General features: G+C 73.5%; 6 protein-coding genes and 2 pseudogenes. 3 read left to right on the top strand and 5 right to left on the bottom strand.

Features of this window, described 5'->3' with window-relative positions:
* Window positions 1-38 precede the first annotated feature (38 nt).
* The 3 genes from ABZ725_RS28210 to ABZ725_RS28220 form a co-directional block, all read right to left on the bottom strand.
* Window positions 39-488 (bottom strand): nuclear transport factor 2 family protein, encoded by a 450-nt coding sequence (locus ABZ725_RS28210; RefSeq protein ID WP_358805344.1) that lies wholly within the window; start codon window positions 486-488, stop codon window positions 39-41.
* 24 nt (window positions 489-512) lie between these two features.
* On the bottom strand, window positions 513-8,642 hold the full coding sequence (locus tag ABZ725_RS28215; protein WP_358805345.1) for an SDR family NAD(P)-dependent oxidoreductase: 8,130 nt from the start codon (window positions 8,640-8,642) through the stop codon (window positions 513-515).
* A 442-nt stretch (window positions 8,643-9,084) separates the two neighbouring features.
* Window positions 9,085-9,954, bottom strand: coding sequence for a universal stress protein (locus tag ABZ725_RS28220; protein WP_358805628.1), 870 nt, complete (start codon window positions 9,952-9,954; stop codon window positions 9,085-9,087).
* A gap of 281 nt (window positions 9,955-10,235) precedes the next feature.
* On the opposite strand from ABZ725_RS28220, the pseudogene ABZ725_RS28225 reads away from it, so the two are divergent.
* Both ABZ725_RS28225 and ABZ725_RS28230 read left to right on the top strand, forming a co-directional pair.
* Window positions 10,236-10,487: pseudogene (locus ABZ725_RS28225) on the top strand (DoxX family protein); the annotation flags it as partial.
* 152 nt (window positions 10,488-10,639) lie between these two features.
* Window positions 10,640-11,101 (top strand): GNAT family N-acetyltransferase, encoded by a 462-nt coding sequence (locus ABZ725_RS28230; RefSeq protein ID WP_358805629.1) that lies wholly within the window; start codon window positions 10,640-10,642, stop codon window positions 11,099-11,101.
* A gap of 15 nt (window positions 11,102-11,116) precedes the next feature.
* Here ABZ725_RS28230 and ABZ725_RS28235 read toward each other — a convergent pair.
* Both ABZ725_RS28235 and ABZ725_RS28240 read right to left on the bottom strand, forming a co-directional pair.
* A pseudogene (locus tag ABZ725_RS28235) lies at window positions 11,117-11,299 on the bottom strand (IS5/IS1182 family transposase); the annotation flags it as partial.
* 232 nt (window positions 11,300-11,531) lie between these two features.
* On the bottom strand, window positions 11,532-12,557 hold the full coding sequence (locus ABZ725_RS28240; RefSeq protein WP_358805346.1) for a helix-turn-helix domain-containing protein: 1,026 nt from the start codon (window positions 12,555-12,557) through the stop codon (window positions 11,532-11,534).
* Window positions 12,558-12,611: 54 nt separating this feature from the next.
* On the opposite strand from ABZ725_RS28240, the gene ABZ725_RS28245 reads away from it, so the two are divergent.
* On the top strand, window positions 12,612-13,352 hold the full coding sequence (locus ABZ725_RS28245; protein WP_358805347.1) for a GntR family transcriptional regulator: 741 nt from the start codon (window positions 12,612-12,614) through the stop codon (window positions 13,350-13,352).
* The last annotated feature ends 22 nt before the right edge of the window (window positions 13,353-13,374 follow it).

The raw sequence follows: 13,374 nt of genomic DNA on the forward strand, positions 1-13,374 counted from the left end.
CCCTTCCAGTCGTCGATCGAGGCCGTGCGGGTCCCGCGTCATCCGGGGCCCAGGAACACCACGTCGGAGCGGCCCCAGTAGCCCTGCATCCCGGTGATCAGCCCGGCCGCCGAGACCTTGACGGCCATCACGTAGTCGAACCGGATGCGGGTGCCGGGGCCGCTGTCCGCGGGCGGCGCGGGAATGAACCCCAGGCGCACCAGATTCGGCCCCCAGGGCAGGTAGTTCATGGTGGTGACGACCGGCACGGCGGCGCTCGCACCGTCCTGCGCCGCGACCGGCACGCCGAAGTCCTCGAAGGCCCGGCACTCGATGGCCGCGCCCGCGTGGGCGCGCAGCGCCTCGATCCCGGTCTGCGACCCGGTGCCGACCGGGTCCTCGAACGTCACCTGGGGCGAGTAGAGGGCGAGCAGCCCCTCCAGATCGCCGGCGTTGACCCGGCGGCAGTGTTCCACCACCAGGTGCTTGCACAGCTTCTCGTCGGGCACGGCGGTCTCCCGGGATCCTCGTCGTCACATGCTCACGTCGGTGGCGCCCCAGAAGCTCCTGACCTCTTCGATGAGCCCCTCGTCGCCGATCCGGAACGTCATCACCGCCTCGACGGTGATCCGCCCCCGGTCGGGATCCGTGATGTTGACGACGTCGGCGGTGAGCGAGGCGGCGGCGTGCCGGTCGTCCTGGGCGCAGACGATCGACTTGACGGTGTCCTTGATGTCGGCCTGGTTCATGGTGACGTCGTAGAAGTGACGCAGCGCCTCGGGGCCGCGTGAGACGGAGAGGCCCATCGGATCCTCGATGAAGCCGTCCGGGGCGAACATGGCGACCACGCCGTCGACGTCGCCCGCGTTGAGCCGGCGGTAGTACTCCGTGATGATCTTCTTGCGGGTGGGCTCGTCGGTCATGGTGTTCCCTTCGTCGGTGGCGCTCGGCCGGAACGCGCCGAGCCAGTACGGCTCGCGCCGGAACGGGTACGTCGGCAGGTCGATCCGCCGGGCGGGGGCGCTCTCGAACAGCACGGCGGGATCCAGGTCCGCGCCGGCCGCGCACAGTCGGGCCAGCGCGAGCGCGAACGCCCGGGGCCTGGGCACGCCTTCCCGGTACAGGTGGACGGTGACGCCTGCGCCGGAGTCCGGACGGTCCTCGCGGGAGGCGCCGAGGTGCAGGACGAGGTCGGCGTCCGCTGCCTCGGCCGCGTCGGCCGTGCCGGTGGCCGGCGTGACGCCGGCGAGCAGGGCTTCGACGTCGATCTTCGCGCCGCTTCCGGCCACCAGCGCGGCCGTCTGCGCGGGCGCCGCCGTGCGGTCGTCCAGGACGTCCGTCCGTCCGGCGGCCACGCAGGCGGCCTGACCGAGCGTCAGGCTGCCGCTGAGGTGGGCGGCGGCGATCTGCCCGATGCCGCGGCCGACGACGACGTCCGGGCGCACGCCCCGGCTCTCCAGCAGCCGGCCGGCGGCGACCTGGCCCGCGAACGCGGCCGCGTCGGCGTGCGCATGCGGTACGCCGTCCTGCGCGCCCGGCGTCGGCAGCGGCCCGTCCAGGTGGGGAGCGAGGGCGTGGGCGGCCTCGTCCCAGGCGCGGGCGTAGGCGGGGAGGGCGGCGTACAGCTCGGCTTCGGCGGCGGGCAGTCGCTCCTCGGCGTCGGGCAGCAGCAGCGCCAGACGCGCGCCCTCGTCGGCGGACCGGCCGGTGACCAGGCCGGGATGGCGGGCGTCGGCGGCCAGCGCGGCCAGGGCGTCGAGGAGTTCCGTCCGGTCCCGCGCCAGGATGACGGCGCGCTCCTCGAACGGGGTGCGGGTGGTGGCCAGCGACCAGGCGACTTCCGCCGGGGTGACGGTGTCGTCGCCGGACAGCCGCGCGTGCAGGCGTCGCGCCTGCGCGGCCAGGGCGGGCCCGGTGCGGGCCGACAGCAGACAGAGCGGCGGAGCCGACCCGGCGGCGTCGGGGGAGACCTCCACGGACGGCTCGTCGGGCGCCTGTTCGAGAATGAGGTGCACTTTGGTGCCGTTGCCGCCGAACGACGACACCCCGGCGCGCCGTGGTCGCCCGGTCTCGGGCCAGGCCACGGTCTGCCGGGCCAGTGCGACGCCGCCGCCTTCCCAGTCGACCTCGGCCAGCGGCTCGGCGGTGTGCAGCGCCTGTGGCACGGTGCCGTGCCGCAGGGACAGGATCGTCTTGATGACGCCGACGACCCCCGAAGCGGCATGGGGGTGGCCGATGTTGGCCTTGACGCTGCCGAGCCACAGCGGACGGTCGGCGCTCCTGTGCCGGCCGTAGGCGTCGATGACGGCCTCGGCCTCCACGGCGTCCCCGAGCGGGGTGCCGGTGCCGTGCCCCTCGACGACGTCGACGTCCGCCGGACCCAGGCCGGCGTCGGCGAGCGCGAGCCGCATCACCTGGCTCTGCGACGGGCCGTGCGGCGCGGTCAGCCCGTTGCTCGCACCGTTGTGGTTCAGCGCCGACCCGCGGATCACCGCGAGCACCTCGTGACCGCGCCGACGGGCTTCGGAGAGGCGTTCGACGACCAGCATCCCGGCGCCCTCGCCCCAGCCGGTGCCGTCGGCGGCGGCGGAGAAGGACTTGCAGCGACCGTCCGGGGCGATGCCGCCGAGGTTGTCGAAGGCGACCGGGAACGCCATCACCGTCACACCGCCGACCAGCGCGGAGGAGCATTCCCCGCGCAGCAGCGCCTCGCGGGCCAGATGGAGCGCGACGCCGGAGGACGAACAGCCGGTGTCGACGGTGAGGGTCGGCCCCTCCAGACCGAAGGTGTAGGCCACCCGGGCGCAGGCGAAGGGGGAGCCGCTGCCGGAGGACACGTAGGGCAGACTCGCCTCGGGCACCTGCCGCAGGTCGGAGACATAGTTCTGGAAGAAGGTGCCCAGGTAGACACCCGTACGCGACCCGCGCAGCCGGCGCGGATCCTCACCCGTGCGCTCCCACGCCTCCCAGGCCAGCTCCAGCAACAGCCGCTGCTGGGGGTCGATCACCAGCGCTTCCTCCGGGCTCATGTCGAAGAACGCCGGGTCGAACCCCGAGGCGCCGGCGATGAAACCGCCCTCGGACAGCAGGCCGACGCCGCGCAGGGCGCCGTTCCAGGTGGCGAACCGGTCCAGGTCCCAGCCCCGGTCGTCCGGGACGGGTCCGATCGCGTCGCCGCCGGACACCAGCAACTCCCACAGCTCGTCCGGCGATTCGATGCCACCGGGCAGCCGACAGCTCATCCCGACGACGACCACGGGATCGCTCTCGTCGGACCCGGCAGGGGGTGCGGCGACCGGGGCGACGGGCTCCTCCTCGTCCCCGGTGAGCCGGGCGCGCAGATGCCGGGCGAGGGCGTCGGGGGTGGCGTGGTCGTAGACCAGGCCGACCGGCAGCCGCAGCCCGGTGGCGGCGGCCAGCCGGTTGCGCAGATCGACCGAACTGAGCGAGTCGAAACCCAGATCGCGGAAGAGCCGCCGGGGCGCGACCGCGTCGCCGCCGGGGTGGCCGAGCACGGCCGCGGCCTGTTCGCGCACGAGGTCGAGCAGGATACGGGTGCGTTCGGCGGGGGGTTCACCGGTCAGCCGGGCGGCCAGCTCGGGGCTGCCGTCCGCGCGGGCCCCGGTGGCACGACGCAGGGGAGTCCGGATCAGACCGCGGTACAGCGGCGGCGCCGGATGCCCGGCGAGCTGCCGGGTGAGCGCGCCGAGGTCCGTCGGCAGCGCCACGAACAGCGCGCCGCCGGTGCGCACCGCGACGTCGAGCACGGCCAGGCCGTCCGCGCTGGACAGGCTGCCGAAGCCGGCGCCGGTCATCCGCTCCCGGCCGGCGCCCTGCACTCCCCGGGTCAGCTCGCTCAGCTCCTCCCACAGGCCCCAGGCCACCGAGGTGGCGGGCAGGCCGGCCGCGCGGCGGCGAGCGGCCAGGGCGTCCAGGAAGGTGTTGGCGGCCGCGTAGTTGGCCTGGCCGGCGGTGCCGAGCACGCCCGCGGCCGAGGAGAACAGCACGAACGCGGTCAGCGGCAGCTCGCGCGTCAGCTCGTCGAGATGGAGAGCGGCGTCCACCTTGGGGCGGAAGACCCGCGCCATCCGCTCCGGGGTCAGCGCGTCCAGGACGGCGTCGTCGAGCGCGCCCGCAGCATGGACGACGGCGGTCAGGGGGTGCGCCGCGGGCACCGCGTTCAGGACGGCGGCGAGCGCGTCCCGGTCGGCGGCGTCGCACGCGACGACGGTGGCCTGGGCGCCCAGCTCGCCCAGCTCGTCGACGAGTTCCCGGGCCCCGGGAGCGTCCGGGCCCCGACGGCTGAGCAGCAGCACCCGGCGCACCCCGTGCCCGCGCACCACATGGCGGGCCACGAGCGCGCCGAGGGTGCCGGTGCCGCCGGTGATCAACACCGTGCCGGCCGGGTCGAGCGGGGTGTGGTCGGGGGCGGCGGCGGTGGAGGCACGGCTGAGCCGGGGCGCGCGCACCGTGCCCGCGCGCAGGGCCAGCCGGGGTTCGCCCGCCGCCAGAGCCTCGCGCAGGGCGTCGGCCGAGACCGGAGCGTCGGCGTCCAACAGCAGGACCCGCCCCGGGTGTTCGGCGTCGGCCGAACCCACGAGCCCCCACAGCGGCGCGGCCTCCGGATCGGGCGCCGCACCGTCGCCCACGGCGACCGCGTCACGGGTCAGCAGCACCAGCCGACCGTCCCCGAGCCGCTCCGCCGCCAGAAACGCCTGCAGGAGGTCCAGCGCTGCGACCGCGGCGGCCTCGGGTCCGAGACCCGCGGCGGCGGCCGGGACGACCACGACGTCCGGCGCGCCGGCGCCCGCGGCCACGGCCGCGATCAGCGCGGACAGGTCGCGGTGAACGGCGACCTCGGCGCCGGCCTCGCGCAGCGAGGCGGCCAGAGCGCCGTGCCCCGGGTCGTCGCCGAGCAGCGCCCATCGCCCCGCCGGTCCCGCTGCCGACCGGTCCACCGGCGCCCAGTCGACGGCGAAGAACGCATCGCGCGGCAACCCCTCCGGGGCCTGCGGGTCCGCCACCTTCACCGGCCCGAACGCCACCGGTCCGAGCTCGGCCAACGGCTGCCCGGCGGCGTCGGCGAGCGTCACGACGACCGTGCCGTCGACGCCCGGACGCAGCCTGACGCGCGCGGCGTCGGCACCGGCGGCGTGAACGACGACGCGGCCCAGCGAGGTCGGCAGCCAGGGGCGGCCGTCGCCGTCGTCCAGCTGCGCGGGCCGGGCGAGGTGCCAGGCCCGCAGCGCCGCGTCGAGCAATGCGGGGTGGATGCGGTAGCCCCGCACCTCGCGTGCCGCGTCGTCGAGGACCACGTCGGCGAACACCTCGTCGCCGCGCCGCCACATCCCGCGGATCACCGCCGCGTCGGACGTGGCGTCCTCCCCCGAGACCGGGACTGCTACCGGGATCGGGACCGTTACCGGGAGCGGGACGGCGTCCCGGGGCGGCCAACTGTCGCCGTCCGGAGCCGGCGGAGGCGGCGGGGCGGTGAGCGCGGCCGTGGCGTGCCGGACCCATCGGCCGCCCGCCACGGCGGGGTGACGCACATGCACGGTGAGGGTGCGGTCACCGCCGCCTGCCCCGTCGGCGGTCACTTGCACGCGTCCGGTGCCGGCCTTGCTCAGCACCAGCGGCCGCTCCAGGACCAGCCCCGCCACGGCGGCGCCGACCTCGTCGGCGGCCCGCACCGCCAGCTCCGCCACAGCGGCGGCGCCCACCACGGGCAGACCCCGGACGTCGTGGCGCAGTGCCGGTCCGGAGAGGTCGAGGACTCCGGTGAGAACGACCGCGTCACGGTCGGCCAGCTCCACCGCGGCGCCGAGCACCGGGTGGTCGGCGGCGTCCACGCCGAGCGCGGAGGGTTCGGCGACCGCCGCGCCGGACGACAGCCAGTAGCGGACGCCCTGGAACGGGTAGGTGGGCAGCTCCACGTCCACGTCCGCGGCATCGATCCCGGCTCTGGCTCCGGCCGCCGCGAACAGCGGAGCCAGGTCGATCCTGGTACCGCGCACCGCCGCCTGGGCCAGCGAGCCGCGCATGCCGGCCAGCGAGCCGTCGTCCCGCCGAAGTGTGCCGACGACGCAGGCGTCCGCCTCCACGGACTCCGCGCACTCCTCGACGGCCGCAGTGAGCACCGGATGCGGGCTGGTCTCGACGAAGACGCCGTGCCCGGAGGCGAGCAGGGCGCGCACCCCCTGCTCCAGCAGCACGGGCCGGCGAAGATTGCGGTACCAGTACCCGGCGTCCAGCTCCGCGGTGTCGATCCAGTCACCGGTGACCGTCGACCAGAACGGCACCTCGCATGTGCGGGGCTCGATGTCGGCGAGGTCCGCCGCCAGCCGCTCGCGCAGCGACTCGACCTGCTCGGAGTGCGAGGCGTAGTCGACGGGGATACGGCGCACCCGCACCCCGTCGGCCTCGCAGGCCCGCACGAACTCGTCCAGCGGGCCCGCCGCGCCGGAGACGACCGTGGAGCGGGGGCCGTTGTGCGCGGCGACCGAGAGCCGAAGCCCGCCCTGGTCGAAGCGCGCCAGGACCGCGTCGGCCGGCAGCGCCACCGAGGCCATCCCGCCGCGCCCGGCCAGCTCCGCGGCGATGGCCCGGCTGCGCAGCGCGACGACCTTCGCGCCGTCCGCCAGCGAGAGCGCCCCCGCCGCACAGGCCGCGGCGATCTCCCCCTGCGAATGGCCCAGGACGGCGGCCGGCCGAACGCCGTGGTCCTGCCACAGCCGGGCCAGGGACACCAGGACCGCCCACAGGGCGGGCTGCACGACGTCGACCCGCGCCAGCGCGGCCTCGTCGTCCAGCACCTCGCTCAGCCGCAGGTCGGTCCACGGCGCGAGGGCCTCCTCGCACGCCCTGAGGTGGGCGGCGAACGCCGGGCACTCGTCGCGCAGTCGGGTCGCCATCCCGGTCCACTGGGAGCCCTGCCCGGGAAAGACGAAGACGGCCTTGCCGCGCACGGCGGCCAGCCCCTCGACCAACTGCGCCGACCCAGTGCCCAGTTCGAGCGCGCGCAACGGCTCCTGGGCGCTGTCGAGGTCGTCGACGAGGACGACCGCCCGGTGCTCGAAGGCGGTCCGCCCGGTGGCCAGAGCCGCGCCCACGGCGGCGGGGTCCGCCCGCGGCTCGCGCACACACCACCGCGCCAACTGCCGGGCGCGGGCCCGCAGCGCCTCCGGCGTCGCCGCCGACAGCAGCCACGGCACGGGCCCGTGGCTCAGCGGATCGTCCGTCCGCGGCTCGCGGGACTCGACTGCCGGGGATGCGTCCTCGGGCGCGGCCTGTTCGAGGACGACGTGCGCGTTGGTGCCGCTGAGACCGAACGAGGAGACCGCGGCGCGGCGCGGCCGCCCGGTCCGCGGCCACTCACGCGACTCGACGGCGAGGCGCACCTCCCCGGCGGACCAGTCGATGTGCGGTGACGGGGCGTCGACGTGCAGCGTGCGCGGCACCTGCCCGTTGCGCAGCGCCATCACGGTCTTGATGACTCCGGCGACACCCGAAGCGGCCTGGGAATGCCCGATGTTGGACTTGATCGACCCGAGCCACAGCGGTTGTCCGGGCTCGCGTCGCTGCCCGTACGTGGCGAGCAGGGCCTGCGCCTCGATGGGGTCGCCGAGCGTGGTCCCGGTACCGTGCGCCTCGACCAGGTCCACCTGGTCGGGGGAGAGCCCGGCGTTGGCGAGGGCGGCGCGGATGACCCGCTGCTGGGAGGGGCCGTTGGGCGCGGTCAGCCCGTTCGACGCGCCGTCCTGGTTGACGGCCGAACCGCGCAGCACGGCTAGCACGCGCCGGCCGTTGCGGCGGGCGTCCGACAGCCGCTCGACCAGCAGCAGGCCCACGCCCTCGGCCCAGGAGGTCCCGTCGGCCGCGGCGGCGAACGGTTTGCAGCGGTTGTCCGGGGCCATCATCCCCTGGCTGCTGAACCCGTGGAAGATGCTGGCGTTGGACATCACGGTCACCCCGCCGGCCAGGGCCAGCGAGCATTCGCCGTTGCGCAGCGCCTGCACCGCCAGGTGCAGCGCGACCAGGGAGGAGGAGCAGGCGGTGTCCACCGTCACCGCCGGGCCCTCCAGCCCGTAGACGTAGGAGAGCCGCCCGGAGATGACGCTGCTGGAGGTGCCGCTGGCCATGTACGTGGCCACGCCGTCGGGCAGCGTCGTGACTCCGGTGCCGTAGCCGGTGGCCGTGGCGCCGATGAAGACGCCGGTCCGGCTGTGCTTCAGCGAGGACGGCACGATCCCGACCCGCTCGAAAACCTCCCAGGACGTCTCCAGCAGCAGCCGCTGCTGCGGATCCATTGCCAGCGCCTCGCGGGGCGCGATGCCGAAGACGGAGGCGTCGAAGCGGTCGACCCGGTCGACGAAGCCGCCCTGCGGGACGGGCCCGATGCCGTCGCCGGCGGCCGCGAGGTCGAGTACCTGCTGCTTCCAGCCCCGATCGTCGGGCAGATCGCCGATGGCGTCGGCGCCGTCGGCGACCAGCCGCCACAGATCCTCGGCCGAGGACACGGACCCGGGGTAACGGCAGCCCATCGCGACGATCGCGATCGGCTCCCGGGCGGCGCCGACCAGTTCCTCGTTCTGCGCGCGCAGCCGTTCGTTCTGCGTCAGCGACGCCCGAAGCGCGTCGACGAGCCGGTCGGGAGGGGACGTCATGACGAACTCCGCTCGTCGCAGTGGCAGACCGAGGCAGGGCTCCTCGACCGGATGCCCGTTCCCCTGAGACGGACCACGGGGGGAGGGGGACAATCGCAACAGGGCTGCCGCTGAACCTAGTGAGCCGAATACGCGACCCCAACCCCACACTTGCCAGGCCCGACCCCTGATCGCCGACCCACACCCCCTACCGACTGCCGCAGGCAGCCGAGCCCGACCGGACTTCGAGGCGCAGGCTCACCACGCTTTGAGCAGGACGACACAGACGGCCGGCCTTCGGCAGACGCACAGAATCGTGCGTCGGCCGAAGGCCGGCTGGACGGCGACGAAGCCACAACGTGCGGCCTCTGAGCACTGCGCGGCACGCAAGCCAGGCGTCAAGCGCGCGGTATGGGTCTCGCACACCTACGCGTGCGGAGCCTGCCCGCCGGGGTGGTCGGACTCACTCATGGGGGACGACGGCGACAGGGCAGCGTCCGTGATGGAGGGCGGCGTGGGCGACGGGACTCAGGTGGGGTGCCACACCGTGCCGGTGAGCGCGACGGCCGACGACCAGGAGCGCGGCGCCTTCAGAGGCATGCAGGACGGCCTTGGCGGGGCTCGCGAGACGGATGTCGTCGGCCACGTCCACCTGCGGGTACTTCTGTTGCCAGGGGCGGAGGACCTTGTCCAGCTCCTCACGCGCGTCCTTCGTCATTTCTTCGCTGACGTGGTGGTCCACTCCCCAGGGCGTGCGCGCGTGGAGCGGCACACTTCGGCCGTGGACGGCCAGGAGGGGAACACTCCTGGCGGCGGCACTGTGGAACGCGAAGTCGATTACCTCGTCGCAGGATTCGCGCAGTTTCAACGCCACCACCACGCGACCGGCGGGCGCGGAGGCAGTTCCCTCGTCATGGGTCTCGGCGCGAACCACTACCACCGGCCGCTCGGCCCGTGCCACGATCGGCATGCTGACGTCGCCCATGAAGTAGCTCGCGATGGACCCCAGCCCATGTGAACCGAGCACGAGCATCTCGGAATCGGAGGCCGCATGGAGCAGCGCCTCCTGGGCGTCTTCGGCGACCAGGTTCCCGACGACGGTCAGGCCCGGATGGCGGGCCTGCAACTCGGCTTGCGCGGTGTGGACGAGACGCTTGGCCCAGTAGTTCTGATCGACTTCCGAGGGAACGCCGGCCGGTTCCGGCGCGAGCATGGGCCACGCGTGCAGCAGGCGCAGCGTGAGCCTGCGCTTCTCGGCCTCGTCGGCGGCCCACCGGGCAGCCGTCAGGCTTCCGGGTGAACCGTCGAGGCCCACAGTGACGACTGGTTGCATGGCGGCGGCCTCCGTCTCGTACGAAGCTGGATACGACGGTGGATGACGGTGAACGACTCCGATGGCGTGCATGCTCCGGACGTCGCAGGCATGCCGACCGCGGTACTTCTCTCCTTCGAGGAGTACCTCAATCCCCTCCTCGGCGCATGTGGAGCCACGGCGGAGGACGGCGGGCATCACCCTGCGAGACCTCTTCCACACGCTCTGGCATCCGACGCGCACGGTGGGCTGAGCCGCCTCGTGATGACGGCACGGCCAATGCCCACGATCAGGTCGAACACATGAAGGGCATACCTCGTAGGTGGGTGCCGGTGCTGGGCATGCTGCTGGCAGCGGGCACCGTGGGGCTGCTGGCCCGGCTCGCCGTGCCGCTCCTGGGAACCCTCGCCGCCGGCGGCCTCGTGCTGTACTTCATCGGCGCGATCATCGCCCACCTGCGGGTGGGCTCCCGCAACATCGTCGGCGGGATCGTGTTCCTCGCCACTGCGGCGGCCGCCCTGACTCTGAGCCTGATCCACCACGGCCCCTGGTGACCGGCTGGGTCAGGGTCTGTATCGAAAGTGGCTGGCTGTGACTCTGCGGCCTGTGTTTCTATGCCGGAGTGAATATCGAGGGCTCCGGGGTGCCGGACGAGAGGCCGAGCCGCTGGGTCCGGCAGAGGGCCGATGGCGATGTCGACGAGTGCGTGCGGGTCCTCGCGGAGGTCCATGCGCGCGACGGCTATCCGGTGAACTGGCCGGACCAGCCCGGCGAGTGGCTGTCACAAGGTCCTCTGCTGGGCTCCTGGGTTGCCGAACTCGAAGGCGGTCTGGTCGGGCATGTCGGTTTGTCGCAAGGCGGCGAAGGCGATCTGGCCCCGATGGTGTGGAGCGAGCGGAACGGGGCGGCACGGGGTATGACCGCCGTGGTCAGCAGACTGTTCGTGGCCCCGCAGGCGAGGGGACATCGGATCGGCGCGCTGCTGATCGGCCAAGCAGTGGAGGAAGCGCGGCGTCGTGGCCTGCATCCGGTGCTCGACGTCGTCGCATCCGATACCGCGGCGGCAGCCCTGTACGAGCGGTTGGGCTGGGAGCTGATGGCCACAGTCGAGCAGCAGTGGAGTCTGCACCGGACGGTTGCCATCCGCTGTTACGCAGCGCCGTCGTGACGTGGTCAGTCATAGTCACTCGTTGATGGCCGCGACGAGGACGGTCACCTCGTCGCGGACCGCGAGCTTGTCGTTCCTCGTGGCCGCGGCCCGGTGCCTTTTGAGGCGATTGATGCGGCACTCGACTGCGTGCCGAGCTTTGTAGTCCCGTGGGTCGAACTTCGGCGGCCGGCCGCCGTGCGAACCGCGTTTCTTGCGGTTGCCGGCCTGGGAGGAAGTCGCCGGTGGGCAGGGAGCCGTCGTCGTGCTTCTGCACAGTAGTTGCTGACGCCGACCGCGAGTACCAGGCGGCCGACGCGCGGGGGGCACGCGGCAGGTCAAGGCGCATTGTCCGGCTCCCGGCAAGTCGACGGTGCGCCTTGACGGGGGCCGGCGGTCACGGCGCCTACGCCCGCACCGCGGCTCTCTTGCACGTCATTGGCAGCTGCCGCTACTGCGCGGCCGCCGCGCGGAATGCGGCAAGGCGCAGGGCGAGGTCGAGATCGTGGCGGTCGGGGCCCGTGCGCAGGTCTACGGAGGTCAGGGCCTTGATCCGGTCCAGGCGGTAGTAGAGCGTGGTCCGGTGCAAGTGGAGTGCGTGCGCCGTCGCCTGGACATCCCCTCCGAGGTCCAGGAAGGTCCGGGCGGTGATCAGCAGGTCGGGGGTCTTCTGCCGGTGCAGTTCGTCCACGCCGGGGTGGATCTCGGCCGGGTCCAGTCCTGGCGGCGCTTCGACGACCATTCGCCACCCGTGCAGGCAGTCCCAGCTCGGTCGGGTGAGGAGGGCGCCCGCGCGCAGCGCCTGGAGGGTGAGCCGGGCACGCCTGACCGCCTCGTGCAGTTCCACCAGCGGAAGGGGCGGTCCGCTCGTCGCTCCCGGATGTCCCGGCCCGACCGGGAAGGCGGTGAGCCCTCCGGGCAGGGGCCATCCGTCACGCCGGGGATGTTCGTCGACGACGATCAGGGCGCCGTCGGGCAGCCGGGCGAGGATCGTGAGCCTGCGTGCGGCTTCCTCGTCGGGGCCCCGTTCGAGGCGTCCAAGGAGATCGCGGAGTTGTCTGTCGTCGTCCTCGGGTGCCGCCCCCGCGGCGATCACGCTGATGGCGCGATCGGCCGCCGCAGCCAGGGCGGGCAGGGCGTCCGGTCCGGCGCGTTCGTGGGGATCCAGCACCCACAGGTAGCCCACCAGGTGCTCGGCGACGCGCAGGGGAACGCACCAGCGCTGTTCCATGCCCGCCTCGGGGACGGCGGGCGTGCGGACGGGGGCGGTGGCATGAGCCAGTCCGAGGCGGTCGACCGCGTCGAGCGTCGCCGCGGTGACACCGCGCCGCAGGATGCTGTGCAGGCGCACGTCGTCGACCTCGGTCTGAACACTCCAGCTCAGTGCGTGGAAGCTCGCGTCCTCGATCAGCACGGAGAGCTCGAGGCGCTCGGCCAACGAGTCCACTACTGCCTGCAGGGTGTCTCCCGATCCCACACGGCAATGGTAAGGCCAATGTTCGGCGGAAGGGAAGGGTGCTAGAAAGGCCGTGTGACTACACCAAGGACGCCCGCCCGGGAACTGTTCAAGGAGCTCGCCCGCACCCGCTCGGTGGACGACGTCGTGGCCCAGCTGCGACAGGCTGTGCTGAGCGGGCGCGTCCCGGACGGTGGGCGGCTGCCCAGCGAACGGGAGCTGGCCGAGGTGTTCGGTGTCAGCCGGGCGACCGTACGGGAGGCGATCCGGGTCCTGGAGGCCTCCGGCATCGTGCAGGTGCGGCTGGGGGCGCACGGTGGCGCCTTCGTTGCCAAGCCGGGGCCGGACGTCATGGGCCTCGCGCTCTCGTCGCTGCTGACCCTGCAGGCCACGACGGAGGCCGAGCTCGCCGAGTTCCGGTTCACCTTCGAGCAGGACAACGCGGAACTCGCGGCCCGACGCATCACCGCCGACCAGCGGGGGAACCTCGCGGAACTGCTGGCGGCCGCGCGCGTCGCGAAGCACTGGAAGGAAGTCGAGCAGATCGACTTCGCCGTCCACGAACTGCTCGCCGTGGCGTCCGGCAACTCCGTCCGCGTCGCCATTTCCCAGGGCATCCACGACGCCGTACTGCGCGTCTTCGAGCGCACCGAGCCGCAGCCCTCATCCGTCCAGATCCTGCGCGACGACACGATCGCCGTCGCCTCCGCCGTCCTGGACGGCGACCCCGCCGCGGCACAGCAGGCCATGCGTGAGCACATGAGCCGCTGGGTCGACGACCCGTCGGCACTGCCGCGCCGCCCCCTCCGGGCGTAATGGCCTAGCCATTGACAGGCAG

The organism is Streptomyces sp. NPDC006872 (assembly GCF_040635845.1).
GTDB lineage: Bacteria > Actinomycetota > Actinomycetes > Streptomycetales > Streptomycetaceae > Streptomyces.